This window comes from Brevibacterium sp. (genome assembly GCF_022712115.1).
Classification (GTDB): domain Bacteria; phylum Actinomycetota; class Actinomycetes; order Actinomycetales; family Brevibacteriaceae; genus Brevibacterium; species Brevibacterium salitolerans.
Map to the genome: position 1 here is coordinate 1 of NZ_JALAHB010000082.1, position 16,715 is coordinate 16,715.

The 16,715-nt window shown below is 67.1% G+C and carries 15 protein-coding genes and 1 tRNA gene; 7 read left to right on the forward strand and 9 right to left on the reverse strand.

All coding sequences use genetic code 11. The features are described 5' to 3' along the window. Positions 1–125 precede the first annotated feature (125 nt). Positions 126–1,502 (forward strand): recombinase family protein, encoded by a 1,377-nt coding sequence (locus Q0A33_RS04995; RefSeq protein WP_291794022.1) that lies wholly within the window; start codon positions 126–128, stop codon positions 1,500–1,502. Between the two features lie 121 nt (positions 1,503–1,623). Here Q0A33_RS04995 and Q0A33_RS05000 read toward each other — a convergent pair whose 3' ends face one another. After that, on the reverse strand, positions 1,624–2,487 hold the full coding sequence (locus tag Q0A33_RS05000) for a hypothetical protein (RefSeq protein WP_291794025.1): 864 nt from the start codon (positions 2,485–2,487) through the stop codon (positions 1,624–1,626). Positions 2,488–3,168: 681 nt separating this feature from the next. On the opposite strand from Q0A33_RS05000, the gene Q0A33_RS05005 reads away from it, so the two are divergent. Genes Q0A33_RS05005 through Q0A33_RS05015 form a run of 3 tightly spaced genes read left to right on the forward strand, consistent with a single transcriptional unit; the run spans position 3,169 to position 4,618 of the window. Beyond that, positions 3,169–3,474, forward strand: a complete 306-nt coding sequence (locus Q0A33_RS05005; protein ID WP_291794028.1) for a hypothetical protein — start codon at positions 3,169–3,171, stop codon at positions 3,472–3,474. Next, the gene (locus tag Q0A33_RS05010; RefSeq protein ID WP_291794031.1) at positions 3,471–3,716 is read left to right on the forward strand and encodes a hypothetical protein; all 246 of its coding nucleotides are present in this window, start codon (positions 3,471–3,473) and stop codon (positions 3,714–3,716) included. Before Q0A33_RS05005 ends, Q0A33_RS05010 begins: the two co-directional genes overlap by 4 nt. After that, on the forward strand, positions 3,713–4,618 hold the full coding sequence (locus tag Q0A33_RS05015) for a hypothetical protein (protein ID WP_291794034.1): 906 nt from the start codon (positions 3,713–3,715) through the stop codon (positions 4,616–4,618). The genes Q0A33_RS05010 and Q0A33_RS05015 overlap by 4 nt, the downstream gene beginning before the upstream one ends. A gap of 93 nt (positions 4,619–4,711) precedes the next feature. Here Q0A33_RS05015 and Q0A33_RS05020 read toward each other — a convergent pair whose 3' ends face one another. The 4 genes from Q0A33_RS05020 to Q0A33_RS05035 form a co-directional block, all read right to left on the reverse strand. Beyond that, on the reverse strand, positions 4,712–5,317 hold the full coding sequence (locus Q0A33_RS05020) for a recombinase family protein (protein ID WP_291794036.1): 606 nt from the start codon (positions 5,315–5,317) through the stop codon (positions 4,712–4,714). Between the two features lie 732 nt (positions 5,318–6,049). Beyond that, a complete protein-coding gene (locus tag Q0A33_RS05025; RefSeq protein ID WP_291794039.1) occupies positions 6,050–6,418 on the reverse strand; it encodes a hypothetical protein in 369 nt (122 codons plus the stop codon). 348 nt (positions 6,419–6,766) lie between these two features. Then, positions 6,767–7,033, reverse strand: coding sequence for a hypothetical protein (locus tag Q0A33_RS05030; RefSeq protein ID WP_291794042.1), 267 nt, complete (start codon positions 7,031–7,033; stop codon positions 6,767–6,769). A 425-nt stretch (positions 7,034–7,458) separates the two neighbouring features. Further along, a tRNA-Leu gene (locus Q0A33_RS05035) sits at positions 7,459–7,531 on the reverse strand. 19 nt (positions 7,532–7,550) lie between these two features. Here Q0A33_RS05035 and Q0A33_RS05040 point away from each other — a divergent pair. The 3 genes from Q0A33_RS05040 to Q0A33_RS05050 all read left to right on the forward strand — a co-directional run bounded on the left by Q0A33_RS05040 (position 7,551) and on the right by Q0A33_RS05050 (position 13,344). Beyond that, positions 7,551–9,296: an MFS transporter gene (locus Q0A33_RS05040; RefSeq protein WP_291794045.1), complete on the forward strand. Its 1,746-nt coding sequence runs from the start codon at positions 7,551–7,553 to the stop codon at positions 9,294–9,296. Between the two features lie 42 nt (positions 9,297–9,338). Next, positions 9,339–10,706 carry a magnesium transporter gene (mgtE, locus tag Q0A33_RS05045; protein WP_291794047.1) on the forward strand — a complete coding sequence of 456 codons (1,368 nt, stop codon included), beginning with the start codon at positions 9,339–9,341 and terminating at the stop codon, positions 10,704–10,706. A 538-nt stretch (positions 10,707–11,244) separates the two neighbouring features. Continuing rightward, positions 11,245–13,344: an HNH endonuclease signature motif containing protein gene (locus Q0A33_RS05050; protein WP_291794050.1), complete on the forward strand. Its 2,100-nt coding sequence runs from the start codon at positions 11,245–11,247 to the stop codon at positions 13,342–13,344. A 144-nt stretch (positions 13,345–13,488) separates the two neighbouring features. Here the strand turns inward: Q0A33_RS05050 and Q0A33_RS05055 are convergent, their stop codons facing one another. The 4 genes from Q0A33_RS05055 to Q0A33_RS05070 all read right to left on the reverse strand — a co-directional run. After that, the gene (locus Q0A33_RS05055) at positions 13,489–14,364 is read right to left on the reverse strand and encodes a HAMP domain-containing sensor histidine kinase (RefSeq protein ID WP_291794053.1); all 876 of its coding nucleotides are present in this window, start codon (positions 14,362–14,364) and stop codon (positions 13,489–13,491) included. 154 nt (positions 14,365–14,518) lie between these two features. Beyond that, on the reverse strand, positions 14,519–15,235 hold the full coding sequence (locus tag Q0A33_RS05060; RefSeq protein ID WP_291794055.1) for a response regulator transcription factor: 717 nt from the start codon (positions 15,233–15,235) through the stop codon (positions 14,519–14,521). A gap of 31 nt (positions 15,236–15,266) precedes the next feature. Beyond that, positions 15,267–15,869: a DUF3060 domain-containing protein gene (locus tag Q0A33_RS05065; RefSeq protein WP_291794058.1), complete on the reverse strand. Its 603-nt coding sequence runs from the start codon at positions 15,867–15,869 to the stop codon at positions 15,267–15,269. Positions 15,870–16,023: 154 nt separating this feature from the next. Next, a partial coding sequence (locus tag Q0A33_RS05070; protein ID WP_291794061.1) for an OmpA family protein occupies positions 16,024–16,715 on the reverse strand: 692 nt, incomplete at its 5' end.

The following is a 16,715-nucleotide window of genomic DNA, read 5'->3' on the forward strand; positions in this document are numbered from 1 at the left end:
CCTCTGGTTCGCGCTGACGTTCTGGGTCTATCTGGAGACCCGCAACGTGGCGGTCTCCGCCGTGATCGGCGCGGGGTACATGGGATTCGTGATGTGTTTGTCAAGACACCGCTACCATTGGCGGCATGAGCACCACTGCCCAGCCCCGTCGCGCCGCGATCTACCTCCGCATCTCCCAGGACCGTGAGGGCGAGGAGTTCGGCATCGGAACCCAGCGGAAGCGGACGAGGCAGCTTGCCGAGGCCCGCGGGTGGAGCGTGGTCGAGGAGTACGTGGACAACTCCGTCTCCGCGTCCAAGAAGCGCGGCCCCGGGACTGCGTGGCACGAGATGCTTCGCGCCGCGGAGCGCGGTGAGTTCGACCTGATCGTAGCCGTCGACCTCGACAGACTTCTCCGGCAGACCTCGGACCTCAACGATCTGATCGCGACCGGCGCCAGAGTCGTCACCGTCGACGGAGAAATTGACCTCTCGACCGCAGACGGTGAGTTCCGAGCGACGATGCTCGCAGGCATCGCTCGCTTCGAAGTCCGCCGCAAGTCTGAGCGCCAGCGCAGAGCGAACCAGCAGAGACGCGAGCAAGGGCATGTGGTCAATGCGCGCCGTATCCCTGGATACGCGGATGATCACGTCACCGTCGTCGAGGAAGAGGCCGAGGTGGTGGCGAAGACCTTCACCGACTTCTTGGGCGGGGTGTCGCTCCGGCAGCTCGCTCGCGATCTTGAAGCTGCGGGGATCAAGACAACACGAGGCCGCACCTACTCCCCGCGCAGCGTGAAGTTGCTCCTAGAGAACCCCCGATATGCCGGTCTCGTTCCGCGCCACGAGACCGGAGAGACCTACCCCGGCAGCTTCCCCGCCATCGTTCCCCGCGAGCAGTGGGAGGCCGTTCAGCAGAAGCTCACCAACCCCTCCCGGAGGTCGTCACCCGGCAACAGCCCCCGCTGGTTGCTCTCTGGGATCGCCAAGTGTGGACGCTGTGGCAAACGTGAGCTACGAGTTGGCAACGGCCACGCCGGAGCACCGAGATACAGGTGCGGGAACCACCTGGCCCGCATGGCCGAACCAATCGATGCATACCTCAGCGGCATCCTCGTCAGAGTGCTGAGTCGCCCGGACATCTCCGCCCAGATATGGGGAGAACGAGAGGACGGCGTGGACCACGAAGCTCTCAGCGCCGAGCGTGTCACCGTGCAATCCCGCTTGGACGGGCTCGCCGGACTCTACGCAGACGGCATACTCGACGGCGCTTCGGTGACAAAGGAGTCCAACCGCCTCCGCGAGCGGATCGCGGAGATTGACGAGGCGCTCGACGTCGGGTCAGGGAGTTCCCCTCTCGGCCTGGTGATCGGCAGGGAGGACGTACAGGCCACTTGGGATGCGCTCGACGTCGAGCGCAAGCGGATGATCGTGCGGGCACTGACGGACGTCACCATCCTTCCCTCAAGATCCGGTATGAAAGGCTTCGATCCGGATCTCATTCAGATCGACTGGAAGCACTGAGCGCCCGCCCTCAGTACCCCCTCACACGCACGAGGTTCGCCGCAGAGGTCCCCCTCACGGTTCCGACAAGTCAACACCTCGAAACCCGGCCCGTGCTCATTCACGGGCAACCTCGCGCGTCTCAGGGGGTATTGCTTTTTCGAGCATCCTCGATGCGGTGCAGGGCTCCGTCCAGCACGAGACCTCGGGCTCGATCATCTTCGATCGGGTGGAGCGGGAGGCCGTGGGCGTCCGCCCACTCGCGCAGTGCAGGAGGAGCGCCCCCGATCTGGGACATGCCACCCACGAGCATGTTCATCACCGGATCGGCCTGCTGAGCCCGGTTCTGGGCCGGCGTGATCGGCATGACGTGCAGCGGATTCACGCACCGGGGATTCTCTCCCATGAGGCAGATATGCCCGAGCACCTTGCCGCTCTCGTAGCCCCATCGAAGATGCCCGCGAGCATCTTCCTTCGGCCGCTCAACGAACCACAGATACATGAGCTTGTATGCCAGCCATCCGCGATGGGTTGTTGTGTCGATTTCAAATCGAGGCTTCTCCGGGTCGCCTGTATTGATGATCCAGCAGGCCGCGTCATTCACGACGATCTTGCTCGCGATTGTTTCGACGGCTCGCATAGTTGACTGCACATCATCTTGCAGGAGGAAGCCCTGATGCAGTGAGCAGTATCCGGGGTGGGGGTTGTCCTTTCGGATATTGATAGTGCGGATTCTTCGACACCTGTAGCCGCCTTCTTCGCGGTAGGAACACTCAGCGGCAAGCGCATTCTTGCGCTCTTCTTCACTCATTCCTTGACGCCCCATTCCCGCGCGCATCTGCGTTGTGGCCGCATTCTTCTGCGCATTCTTCGATAAGGAATAGTGGTGCGTCTTGCACACCCACAGCACGACGCCGTCCCCGCTGGTCCACCTCGCCACGGGCGAGCGCGAGCAGTCGTGATGCTCGCAGACGTCCGGCTTGGACGGGTCCGGTGTGCGTGCCATGAGGGCCCTTCTGTGCGGTTGAGGGTGGTAGGAAGTAATTCCGGCTGTACGTGCCCGTCGGAGCGCGGTCCAGCGCAGGGAGAACGCGGGGCACGGCCGGTTTATTCCCACCGTCTGCAGATAGCCGTCTACGGGCGCACTACTGCGGACACCTCGGGCCCTTCCCTCGTCCTCGCCTCCGTGGTAGCCCGGCCCCCAGCCGGGCAGCGCCTCCGTCTTCCTCGTCGGCTACGCCCTATGCCTCCTCTTCGAGGCGAGCCCTAAGCGAGCCCTCTCCGCTGCATCATTCCCCGCTCCTTCTCTCGCCCCTGTCGGCCCTTACTTACGAAAAGCCCTGCGAAGCGGTGAAGGGCTTTTCTCCAGCAGAGACCGACAGGGGCAGGGGCGTTATGAGCTATCCTCCGATTCATTCCGTTAATCCGGCGCATTCAGCGCCCGAGACTTCGACCCAGCTTAGGCATTGGCAGCTTCGGCTTAATCAGTATAGGCGCGAGGGCCTTTGCCATTCGTGCGCTGCACAAGCAGCGTGGTTGCACCAACTCGGCAGTGAGAATGTTCGGCCTCCCTGCGAAGAATGTGTACCAATTGTCGATTCATTTCCACGTTATCAGTCGCACGGCGGCTGGAGAACCCTTCCCCGATCAACACGTGATGCTCTCGCATATGAAGAAAAGGACTCTAATGGATTCTGATTCCACGATTGTTGCCGCCGACCTCCCCGCCGGGACGTGGTTCGCTCGCGCAGGCGAACCCGCGACCATCTGCCGAGCGATCGGTCAGCCGTACGCCTACAGTCGCAACAAGGTCCCCTTCCGCGACTGCGAGGTCTGGGGGCAGCGCAGCGATGGCCGCGTGCAGGTCACCCGCAAGCGCGCCGACGTCCCCGTTCGGCGGCTGGACCATGCCGAGGTGATCGAGGCCCTGGCCGCCCAGCAGCGCCGGACGCTGCGGGCCGGTGTCCTGGTCCCCGAGGAGGCGGCCGCTTGATCCGCTTCGACCCGAGCCGCGAGGCAGTCCAGCTCCCTGAGCTGGTAGGGCCGAACGCCCGGTTCGCGCGCAAGGCCCGCGTCCGCGTGGCCCAGCTGGACGACGGCACCCGGGGCGTGGCCCTGGTCTCCGCCCCGCTCGTGCTCGCCGTCCCTACGGAGACGGCACGGGCGTGGGCCGACGCCCTCCACGACGCCGCCGATGCGGCGGACTTCTACCACGAAAAGGACAACACACCATGACGCATTCCGCACCCACCACCGATGCCCTTACAGGCCGTGCCACCTTCGCCCCCGGCCCCCGGGAGACCGCCGCCCAGGAGATCTTGGACGCGGCGACTGCCGCGCTGGCCGAGGCCCGCGATCACGTCTCCGCCCTGGAGGGCGAGCGCGCTGACGCGCTCTCCCGACGCGACGAGCTGGATCGGCGGATCGACGCCGGCGAGCTGGACGATACTGCACCCGAGCTGGTCGAGGTCGTCGTCCTGCTCGAGAGCCTGGACCGCCGTCTCGGACGCGCTCGCGGGCGCGTCGAGCAGGCCCGGGAGGAGGTTGAGGCCCAGCAGCTCCGCGTCACGTACGAACGCGCGGAGGATCTCGCGGAGACCGTGCGCAGCATCAACCTGGGCGGGGCGAACTCGGAGTTCGCGGAGGCAGCGCAGCAGGCCTACAACGCCCTGCTGCGTCGCCGGTACGAGCTGCAGGACGCTGAGGAAGAGCTCGTCCGCGTCGCCTACCAGCTCCGCGACGCCCGCCCGGAGGGCACCGTCCTCAGCGTGGACGGTAGGCAGGTGAGCCTGGGCAGCGGCACCATCACCCGGGCGGATCGCCGCCCCGGCGACACCCGAGATGCGCTCGCCCTGCTCCGTGACCCCCGCGCCGAAGCTGAAGCCGAGGCGCGGCGGGAGGAGCAGCGCCAGTACGCTGAGGAGCGCCGCCGCGAACGGGCGCTGGATCGCCAGGTCAACGAGGAGCAGCTGGCCTACACTGCCGCCCGTCCGGCCTCCGAGGCCCGTGCCCCGTTCGGCGGCACCCGCGTGCAGCCGCAGACGCACCCATCGTTCCTGGGATCCAGCTACGCGAGCCTGATGGGCCACCAGCAGCCGGAGCAGCAGGCGGGAAGCCTGCGCACCTCGAACGCCTGAGACCGGCCCAGGAGTACCCGGACCCTGGGGCCAGACACAACGATGCCCCCATCTCCTGCGAGGAGGTGGGGGCTTCGTCGTATCCGGAGCCGGTCAGTTCTCGTTGAGGATCCGATAGACGCTCTGCCTGCCGATGCCGACGAGTGAGGCAATCTCGGTGACCGGCGTACCCTTCGCCTTGAGGTCGCGGACACGGGCGCGTGTCTTCCCGCTGATGCTGCGGGGCCGTCCGCCGGTGCGCCCCTGGGCGCGTGCTGCAGCCAGTCCGGCCTGCGTGCGCTCCACGATGAGTTCGCGCTCGAACTGCGACATCGCGGCGAAGATGTGGAACACCATGCGTCCGCCCGCCGTGGTGGTGTCGATGGAGCCGTCCACGGTCTTGAAGCCGACACCCTTCTCGCGGAGGTCGTTCACCAGCTCTACGAGGTGGGCGACAGATCGGCCGGCGCGGTCGAGCTTCCAGATCACCAGGGTGTCGCCGGCTTCGAGGTAGTCGAGGCAGCGGTCCCATTCTGGGCGGGATGCGTCCGCGCCGGATGCGCCGTGATCGGTGAAGATGTCGCGCTCCTGCACGCCGGCGGCCATGAGGGCCTGCACCTGCAGTTCGGGATTCTGTTCCGTCGTGCTCACGCGGGCGTAGCCAATGAGCCGTCCGGGCTGTTCGACGGCTTCGAGGCTGGGGGTGTGGGTCTCGGTCATGGTGTCCTCCGTCTGGTGTCTCGTAACTCAACGTCGCTACCAGGTAATCACACACCAGGTTTTGGTGCAAGTTGCGAGACGCCTCGATCCGCTTGTTCGCGTTCGCAGAGGAGGCTCTGAGGAGGTGTCCCGTAAACCATCGTTTATGAGGCACGTCCCCAAGGTCGTCCGGGGCGCGGTATCCAGGACGACGGCGACGGCCTCGCTGTCATCGCCTCCACCAGCACCACCACGGCGGCATCGCGTATGCCGTGCTCAGTCGAGGACGTGGTGAGGCAGGAGGTCGAGAGCGCGCAGCAGCGTGCGCAGCAGAGCAGGAGGAGCAGGAGCGCTAGGAGGCGCTGAGAGCGCCTGGGAGAGCGTCGGGTGAGTGTGCGCTCGTCGGAGGGCGCGTTAGGCGCTCAGCGTGGCGTACGTGAGCGCTGAGAGGTATCAGCGGGTGAGCGTGCGGCTACGCGCGCGTGTACGCGCGTGCGCGCGCGTGTGCGTGTGCGTGTGCGTGGGCGCTGGGCGCGGGCGGGAGGCCTAGGGCAGCGTGGAGGCGATGGGGCTGAGCAACTGCGCCCGCCGATGCGGGCGTGGACGTAGGCGGTGCCCCCGGCGCGGGCATAGCCAAGGCGCAGGTTCCCCTGCTGGTCTGGACGCATAGGGGGGGGTACCCCCGCCGGGCGCGGGCCGTGGGACCGCTAGTCATAGCAATCCATCGCCCTCGGGTTTAGAAGTCTATGAACATCAAACGGCATCAAACTGCCACTCAACCATCCCCTCCGGGGGATGAAACACGCCGCTGTGATCCGCGGTCTCGCAGAACTCGCGGATCCTCTCGCGTCTGACCGTGCCCGAGAGTGCGTTGTCGGGCATGGCGAGACCCTCGCGCACCGTGATCCGTTCGTCGCCCCATCCGAGAGCTGGATTGTCGGGTGACGGCCACAGCGCGGATGATCCCGACCAGTCCGCGCGCTCGAACCGCTGAGGCTCGGCTCTGTCGTACACCGATTCCAGCTGCGCTCTCGTGCCCCATATGGTGAAGCTGTCGACGACGGTCGAGTAGACGGCGTAGAAGTCCTCGTCTCGACTCGGCTTGATGATGTACTCGGGCATTACCTCTCCCTTGCGGGTACGGGGACCACGGCGACAACGGCGGTCCCATCCTCGCGGTCTCGCAAGCAGTTGGGCACCAGCTTGCCGCTGGCGGTCACCAGGCCGACAAGGGCCATTTCTCGACCTACGGCCATGAGATCTGCACACTCGACGACGGGACCTACACGCTCACCGCCGACCTCTGCCCACGCGGAGAACACGCAGTTGTTCGCGTCCGGCGCGTGGCGGCGCACACCTACTACCTCAGCACGGGGATCAAGCACGCGTTGATCGTAGCGCTGCGCCCGGACATGACAGCGCCCCCGGCTCCATGAGGAGCGCGGGGGCTGTGCTGCGCTGGTGGGGCCGTCAGCCGCGGGCGCGGGGGCCGAGGAACGGGAGGAGCTTCGCGTACTGGGCCAGGCCGCGACGGATGCTCTCCTCAGTCAGCTCCGGCTCACCTCCGTGTCGCCGGTCCCGCTCGCGGTAGAGCGCCCCGCGCTCAGCGCTGATCCGCTCCGCAGTCTCCGCATCCCCGGCATGGCGTGCGGCGATCCAGTCATCCAGCAGCGCGTCCGCGCGGTCGAGCAACGCGGTATCGCTGAGGTCTGAGATCTCGAGTGTGGTCTCTGTCATGGTGTTCCCCTTCATGGTGATGCGGACGCGCAGGGCGCGGCTGTCTCTGATCCGAGCGGAGCACCCAGGGGTGCCGGTGTCGAACCCCCTGCCCCAAGACGCCCGCCGACCAATCCACGCTCCAGCCGACAACTGGGTACGCCCAGCGGACCCCCGCCGCGAAGGACGAGAGCCGGTAGGCGTCGCTGGAGCCGGCCAGGCCTTGGCCGTTCTCACCTCTCCCGGCACGAGGTGTTCGCGCGTGGTCACCGGGTCGTCTCTGGGCTCGAGGGCGTAGGACGAGGAAGGACCGCCCGGCAGTGCCGAGACGGTCCTGGAAGTGCAGGGGTCCAGTTGGTATGCTGGTCCTGCAGTCCGAGGGCTCTCTCGTGCTGCCAAGCCTCCGGTCATTGGCGTGACGCGGAGGCTCACATCTTTCGATGCGGTGACCTCCCCGGGATTCGAACCCGGACTGAACGCGGTTTGAGCGCGCTCCCTCTGCCGTTGGGGTAGAAGGCCGCAGTGCCTCAAAAAACATATGCTGTTCGTCTCCGTGTTCTCACTGGTCTTCGGGACGATCGTGGACCACAACCGCAAGAAGAAGGTCATGGTGATGGCCGCGGTCGCCACGCTGCTCGCCTATCTCCTGGCCTGCGGCGTGTGGCTGGTCTCCGACCGCTCCGCGCTCGTCAGCCTCTCCAGCCCCGCCTTCTGGCTCTTCGCCGTCATCATCCTCGCCGGTTCCGTCGTGGAGCAGATGCGCAACATCGCGCTCTCCACCACCGTCACCCTGCTGGTGCCGGAGGGCGAGCGCGACAGGGCCAACGGCCTCGTGGGGATGGTCCAGGGCCTCGCCTTCTTCGTCACCAGCGTGTTCTCCGGCCTCAGCATCGGCTTCCTGGGCATGGGGCCCACCCTGTGGATCGCCACGGGACTCACCGCACTCGCCTTCCTGCATCTCCTGCCCATCCGCATCCCCGAGGACAGGATCGTCACCGCCGCCGAGGCCCAGGAGGCCATCGCGGCCGAGGCCGGTGCGGGTGAGGCCGGTGCCGGTGAGGCCGGTGCCCGCGAGGCGGGTGCCGGTACTGGCCAGGCAGGTGCCACGGAAGCCGGCGCCGGGTCCGGTGGAGCGGATGCTCGCGAGGCGGGTGCCGGTACTGCTCCGCCAGGAGCCACGGGGGCCGGGCCTGCTGAGGGCGGTGCCGCCGGCAGGGATGCCGAGGCCGGTGCGGGTGGAACAGGTGCTGGTGCCGCCGGGCCAGGTGCCGCTTCGCCAGGTGCCATTGAGGCGAGCGCTGCCGGCGCCTCGGCCGCGGCCCAGGTGAGCCCCGCGGCCCAGGCGAGTCCCGCGGCTCCGCTCGCGCCCACATCCCCTGCCGGTCACCGGAAGGTCTCCAAGATGGACCTCGCCGGCTCCATACGCACGATCCGCGCGATCCCGGGCCTCACCGCGCTGATCCTGTTCGCGTGCTTCAACAACTTCGTCGGCGGCACGTTCATGGCGCTCATGGATCCGTACGGCCTCGAGCTCTTCTCACCGCAGGTCTGGGGCATCGTGCTGGGTGTGACCAGCCTGGGGTTCGTGGTGGGCGGCGGCGTGGTCGCCAGGACCGGCCTCGGCGGGAACCCGGTGCGGACGCTCCTGCTCCTCAACCTGCTCGTCGCCGGCATCGGCATGACCTTCACGCTGCGCGAGTGGTGGTGGCTGTTCGCCGTGGGCATGTTCGTCTTCATGGCGCTCATGCCCGCCGCCGAGGCCGCCGAACAGACCATCCTCCAGCGCGTGGTCCCGTTCCACCGCCAGGGCCGGGTGTTCGGGCTGGCGCAGAGCGTCGAGACCGCCGCCAGCCCCGTCAGCGCCTTCTTCGTGGGCATCATCGCGCAGCAGACGGTCATCCCCTGGGTTGACTCCCCGGCAGGCAGGGAGGCGCTGGGCTGGCTGCTGGGTGCGGGCAACGCACGCGGCATGGCACTCATGTTCGTGGGTGCCGGCCTCGTCATGCTGGTGGTGGTGCTGCTCGCCTTCCTCACCCCGCAGTACCGCGGCCTGTCCACCTACTACGGGAGCACCCGCCAGGATCTGACCGGGGCCGGGGGCAGCGCTGGGGCAGGAGCCGAGGCCGGGGTTGGAACCGTTCCCAAAGCCGGTGTTGGAACCGCACCCGAGGCCGGGGCCGGAGCGAAGACCATCTCCGGCGCAGACGCCTCGGCCCCGTCCGGCAGCACCGCGACGGAACCGCACGGTCCCACCGGCCGCTCCCCCGGGCCCCGCACCGGCTAGGCTCGTCCGGGATGTCCGCACGAGTCGAGGAGGCAGGATCCGATGGCCGAGAACACACAGGTCAGCACCCCGGCCGACCAGCTCGAGGCCCTGCTCGAAGGGCCGCTCAACGCCCACAGCCTCGACGAGATCGCGCACCTGGCGGAGAGCACCCCGCGGCCCGAACTCACCCGCGTGATCGGCGCGGTCCCCCCGGTGCGCGCCGCGGTCCTGTTCCGGGCGCTCCGCAAGGACACCTCGCTCGCGGTCTTCGAGGCGCTGCCTCCCGGCTATCAGGCTGAACTGATCCGCACACTCCGGGGGCCGGAGATCGCGGCGATCATCGAGGAGCTCGACCCGGACGATCGCGCCGAGGTGTTCGGGGAGCTGCCCGCCTCGCTGGCGAAGAAGCTCATGCTGGGTCTCGACCCGGACGAGCGGGAGATGACTGCCACCGTCCTGGGGTACCCCAAGGAGGCGATCGGCCGGTACATGTCCCCGGAGGTGCTCAGTCTGCGGAACGACTGGGACGCCCGCACCGCGCTGGAATCCGTCCGTGCCCGCATCGACGAGCCGGAGACCGTCTACCTCCTGCCGGTCGTGGGCCCTGGAAAGGTGCTCGAGGGCGTCGTCTCCCTCCGCTCGCTCCTGGCGGCGGACCCGGATCTGCCGCTGAGCGCGCTCACTCGCGAGGCGACCAGCGTCCATGCGCTCACGGATCGTGAGGAGGCGGCCCGCGAGTTCCTCTCGCACCGGCTCATAGCGATGCCGGTGACGGACGAGGAGGACCGCCTGCTGGGCATCCTCACGATGGACGACGTCCTCGACATCATGGACGAGGAGGACGCCGAGGACGCCGCGCGCTCCGGTGGTGCGGAGCCCCTGGACCGCTCCTACCTCTCCAGCTCCATCCTCCGGATCGTGCGCAGCCGCATCGTCTGGCTGCTCGTACTCGCCGTCTCCGCGATCCTCACCGTGCAGGTGCTGGAGGTCTTCGAGTCCAAGCTCGACCAGGTGGTGATCCTCGCCCTCTTCATCCCCCTCCTCACCGGCACCGGCGGGAACACCGGCAATCAGGCCGCCACCACCGTCACCCGGGCGCTGGCCGTGGGCGAGGTGCGGGTCCGGGACCTCGGCAAGGTGATCTGGCGGGAGCTCCGGGTGGGCCTCGTGCTGGGATCGGTGCTGGGCTCTCTGGGCTTCGTGGTCGCGGGGCTGGTCTACGGCTGGCCCATCGGCACCGTCATGGGGCTGACGCTGCTGTCCATCTGCGTCATGGCGGCCTGCGTGGGCGGCCTCATGCCCATCGTCGCCAAGAAGGTGGGGGCGGATCCTGCGGTCTTCTCCAACCCCTTCATCTCCACCTTCTGCGATGCCACCGGCCTCATCCTCTACTTCACGATCGCGACGGTGGTGCTCGGCTTGCACTGAGAGGTCGGGCCGGCGCGGTCGGCTGGGCGGAGCCGGCGCGCTGAGCTGTGTGGGTCGGGCCGGCTGGGCGGGCACGCTGAGCTGCGTGGACCGGGCTGGCGTGGCGGGCCGGGCTGAGCCGACAGGGCCGGGCCGGGTTGGCGGGGCCGGCTGGACTGAGCAGGCTGGGCCGGGCGGACGGGGCCGGCGCGCCGAGCGGTCTCCGATGCAGCGCATGCGGCACGGCACTCGACATCGCGCAGCAAGTCTGTGCCGTTCCCCCACGCGCTCCCGCCCGCAAAGGCGCGCGACTGCCTTCACCGTCATGCTATGACAGCATTCTGCATCAGGCTACGGAATATGCTCGAAGAATCACACACAAACTCATTACTCCCACCTCTATCGCACACTGATTAGAACGTGTATGCTGTTCGTACACGCACAGCACGTTCCAGCTCCATACGCAGCGTCGCGCAGGGAGGTGAAAGCAGTGACGGTCGACCACGTTCCACAGGGGCCTCTGCCCGGTGACAATCCGCCGGAGGGATATGAGAATCCCGTGTTCAGAGCGCCATTCACAGACCACGACAGGGGCTCCCTCATCGCCCGGGAGGGCGCGGGCACCGCAGTCCTCACACTTCTCGAGGCCGCGGAAGGCACACAGGAGCAGATCGACGCGACCTCCCTGACACCGCAGGAGCAGCTCTCAGCACTGCGTGCGCTCGAACTGGCCCGGAGACGCATCGACGCAATGAGCGCTGACATCCTGGCCGCATTCGACCGCAGCGGGACCAGCACGGACCACGGCTATCGCACCACGGAAGCACTCCTGCAGGGCGAATTCCGCATATCGGTGCACGAAGCCCGGAGACGTGCACGGCTGAGCAGGCAGCTGGGTGAGCGCATCACCCTGCTGGGCGAGAAGCAGGCACCTGCGCATCCCCGGATCGCGGAGAACTACGCAGAAGGGCGCATCTCCACGGATGAGGCACGCACCCTCTGCGATGCCGTGGAGGACCTTCCGCCTCAGGTGAAGGACAGGTACGAGGAGCAGATCGAGCAGACGCTCGTCGAACTCGCGCCCGGACTGCGGCTGGCTGACATCCCCAAGCTCGTGGGCCGCATCGTCCAGACCGTCGATCCGGACGGCACTCCGCCGCAGTTCACCCCGGAACCGCACAGATACCACGTCACGGTCAATCAGAAGGTCAACGGCGACTGGCGACTGTCCGGTCTGCTCGACTGCCCCACGGGGACCACCCTGTACTCACTGCTCTACGCACGCATGCGTGATACGGACGCAGAGGTGACCCTCAGGCCTCATCCCCGCGCACCGGGGAACACCCGCATGTCTGCGAACACCGGCGAGCCTGAGGACACCCGCGCGCCTGAATCCTCCCTCACAGACACGGATACCGCTCAGGACGAGAACGGAACCTGCACTGCCGGCACCGCAACCGACGCCTCCGCGGCCTCTGCCTCCGCGAGCCCTCCCTCTGCAGACGAACCCGCGGCCGCTCCTCCTGCGGATGCGGCCGAGGCCGCCCGCCACGCTGGACCGTCTCCGCGGCCCGCCTCCCCCGAGGAGGCCGTGTGGGAGCGCACGGACGTGACGGTGGATGCAGAGGGCTGGACAACGGTGAGCGGCGGCGCTCAGGGTGAAGGCGCACTCGTGGAGGACGACCCGCTGTTCCTCATGCGCGAAGACGGCTGGCCCGTCCCCATCAGCCCCCGCATCTCTCACGCGGCGTTCGCGCTCTTCGAGGAAGCCGGGGAATCCGAGTCCGGTTCGGCCACAACCGTGCTGTGGGAGAAGACGCTGGGACGCACGGCCTGCCCCGGCGAACCGCAGGACGGCGGCCGCAGGAGCACCGGCACTCCCGGCGGAACCGAAGGACCACCAGAGAGAACACCGCCAGAGAGGATGCCGACAGCGACGCATCCGCCCCCGGAATCATCCAGGCCTCCGGATGACAGAGCGCTCCAACCGGTTCAGGTCGGGACACGCAACCCCGGTGTGTGCGAGGACGGCTCGCGCAGCACAGTTCTGCCCGAACCGGATTCGCACTCACCCGGCAGACACCGCCATGACCGCCTGTCCTTCCTGCTGCGCTGCCTCAGCCGGGAACGAGTGCTTCACGGGGCGGACCATGCCCTCGTCGTCTCTGCGCATCCGCGCGACCTCGCCCACGCCAGGCGCCCCCTCTTCACGCAGACGGGCGGAGTCACCACTCAGGAGCAGCTCGCCGGCTGGTCCCATGCCCTGCAGCTCTTCGCCCATGTGGCGGACGGCTCCGGTCGCACCATCGCAGTGCGCTCACACGGACGGTTCGCCACGCGGAGCCAGATGGCGGTGCTCACCGCCCGCGACCAGGGATGCACCTTCCCGGACTGCGATGCTCCCGCGGCCTGGTGCGAAGCCCACCACCTCATCCCCTTCGCTGAGGGCGGTCCCACGGATCTGGGAAATCTGACGCTGGTCTGTCCGTTCCACCACCGCTGGTTCGAGCGCTCCGGGTGGTCCGGACAGATGCTCCGCGGGCTTCCGGCCTGGACTCCTCCCTCGCACCTCGGCGCCGGCCGGAAGCCGATCTTCCACTCGCGCTTCCGCGCCGCACTCCTCGCGCTGCCGCCGGCGGGCCCGGACGCACCCTCCTGATTCACAGAGCTGGCTTACCCCGGAGCATCCTGAAGGAGCGCCCCTCCCCGGAGCCAGCAGCGGACGTAGCAACAAGCGCAGCAGCGGAAGAGCTGCCTTCAGCAACGGCACAGGCCCTGTGCCACCGCTCGGAGAACCGCTTCATCACACTCGCACCGGAAGCCACAAGGTCACAACTGTGCCCGCGCCTTCTACCGATCTCAGCGCGACGTCCCCACCATGCCGACGTATGACCGTCGCGGCCAGGGTAAGTCCGATCCCCGATCCCGGGACGTCCCGCACGTTGTTCGCACGTGCTAATTCAGCGAACACGTACGGCTGGTCATCCTGAGGTACTCCTCGGCCGGAGTCCGCGACCTCAATCACAGCCCAGCCGTCTTGTTCCCGGAGCCGGACCTCGATCGGCCCACTGTCAGAATACTTCGCAGCGTTGCTCAGTACATTGTCCAGCGCCAACGAGAGCAGATCGAGGTCTGCCTGCAATGGTGGCACCTGCCACGGAACACTGATGACGGAGAGCGATATGCGCGCACTCACGTCTGGGCGCACGTGCGCCAGATCCGCTACAGCCTCTTTCAACACGCCAGCCAGATCAACAGTCTCGTACTCAAGGGCCCGTGTCTCGAGCTCAGCGAGCTTCCGCAGATCCCCGACCAACCCGGCTAACTTCGCGGATTGTGCGTCTACCACCGCCCACACCCCTTTTCCTTCGGCACACCGTTCGCCACTCTGCGCGCCGCCCGAAGCTGCCGCTGCACGAATCGCAGTGACCGGGTTCTTGAGTTCGTGGTCCAAGCGAGCCAGAAACCTGCGGTGGCCCTCTCTTTCGCGCTTCACCGCAAGCGCGTACGCCGCGCGTGCGCGTTCGGCCGCCTGCGCTTCCCACCTCTGGCGCGACCGCGCGCGAATGGCCCACCATGCGCACCCGCAGAGGAGCAGCGCCGTGAGCAGAAGACCCGTCAGCACCGTCGCCGCAGGCAGTGCCGTGACGACCTCGAGCTTCCGCTGATCTCCGCGCATCCACAGGGCACCCGCCGCCAAGGCTCCCCCGGCGCCGGGAACCACTGCACCGAGCCACACCCACCGCGGCACCCTCCGGACGGATCGACCAGAGTGCATATGCTCAGAACTGAAACTGCGCCAGTCATCGGGCCACGTCATGCGACCACATCCCTCATACAGCCTGCACCCGTGGGACGAACCGGTACCCCATCCCGGGAACCGTCTGCAGGTACCGCGGAGCCGCAGCGTCATCGCCGAGCACGCGCCGAAGTTCGGACACGCGATGGTCGATCGCCCGGGAGGCGGGGGCGAAGTTCATGCCCCACAGGCCTGCGAGCAGACGTTCGCGGGAATGGAGCTCCTGCGGATGGAGCATAAGGAACTCCAGCAGCATGACCGCTTTGGGCGTGAGGGTGAGTTCGCACCCCTCCAACCACACACGTTTGGAACTGCGGTCCAGCAGCAGCTCGCCAGCCTGGACCCGCGTGGCAGCGGCAAGCCCCTGCCCGCCCCGGGCCACGCGCCGCAGCACCGCTCGTATCCGGGACACGAGTTCATGCGGATCGAAGGGCTTGTTGAGGTAGTCGTCCGCACCTTCGTCCAGTGCGGCACTGCGTTCATATGACTCTCCGACCTGCGTGAGCAGGATGATGGGGAGCCACGAACGGCTGCCACGCACGTGCCGGACGAACTCGCGGCCATCCATCCGCGGCATGAGGACATCGCAGACGGCAATATCCGGTGCGCTCCTCCGCACCGCCTCAAGTCCCATGTACCCATCCGCAGCCACCTCCACATCAAAACCGCTACGGGCGAGATAGGGTGCAAGAGTCGAGGTGATCGCGTCATCATCGTCGATGAGTAACAGCCGCGGCCTATTCTGGTCCATGAGTTCTCCGCACTCCGCGCTTATCGTGTGCTCAGCCTTGCCTCGCGACGTTGGCCGTCCCACTGTCGCTCACCGCCGGGTCACCAGACCCCCACATCACCGCATTGCCCTGACCGGAGACAGACACCGACTCCGCGGTGTCAACCAAGACGACAGTTCCGGAACCTTCGACCACCAGCGAACTCACGGCCTCGGCGACGACGACTATGCCCGTTCCGGACACGGAGAGATCACTGCAGTCACCGGTGACACTCACGAGCTGTCCCACATAGCCCTCTCCTACCGTCAGGGAACTGCTGCAAGTGAGGGCTGTGGTCGCCGCCCCGCGCAGCTCCTCCCGGTCGAAGTCCTGATCGGTCTCCGCGAAGCCGGAAGTTCCCTCAACGGCCTGCTCCGCAATGTCATCGCCGGTGGCAGAAACCTCGGCATCCACGGAATCCTCGGTGGCGGCAGAACCGCTGTCCGAGTTTTCCTCGGCGGGGCCGGAGGGCGATCCGCTTCCCTCCACCGTGCCGTCAGCGTCCCCACCCTCGGTGATACTCACGCTACAGCCACTCACCGTGAGGACACCCGCTAGGAAGAGCAGAGGGACCGTCTTGCGGATACGGGAAGAGCGGCAGTGCACGGTCGTCATCGGCTGACCTTCTCCTTGGGCGCGCCGGTCCTGTACCGGCTGGTATTGCGAACACTTTCTGGCACACACGCTCCCAGCGCCAGGCAACGCCGGGACACACCACTCAGATGCGCGCGGGCCTGTACGTCAGAGTGAGCGGCTAAGCCACGGCACATCAGAATGAGGGGATGAAAATCTCCACCCGGCGATTGAGCTGACGACCAGCAGGGTTGTCCTGCCCGTCCACCTCATTAGGCGCGACCGGCTGGGTCTCGCCGAATCCGACCGCGGTGAGCGTACTGGTGACCCCACCGTCTTGCAGCGCTGTCATCACGCTTCGCGCGCGGCTCTCAGAGAGATCCTGATTGTAGTCGTCTCCGCCCTTCGAATCCGTGTGCCCGGAAATTTCCGCTTCCGGAATCTGCGCCGCCTCCAGCACCTGGGCCACGGTGTCAAGTGTGTCTTGGGCGTCCGGACGGACAGCATCCTTGTCGAAATCAAAGAGCACACCGTCTTCAAAAGTCAGTACCGTGCCACAGGAATCGTGTGGAGCCAGCTCCTCCAGCGGCGGGAAGTCACCCACCGGGGGGACAGGAGGCAGCGGGTCCGCGTCAATGGTGGCTCCGTTCACTGTTGCGGTTCCCCTACCGTCGTTCTCGATCACGAGGCCACCGCCTGTGAAAGATCCGGAGCCATCACCGTTGTTCTCAATGACCAGGCCCCAACCGACATAGGAACCTGAACCGTCGCCGTTGTTCTCGATGACGTCACCGCCACCCGACGCAGTTCCAGCCCCGCCGCCGGTGAGATCGACCGCCAGGACATCTCCCACGTAGCTACCAGTGCCGTCACCGTTGTTCTCGATGA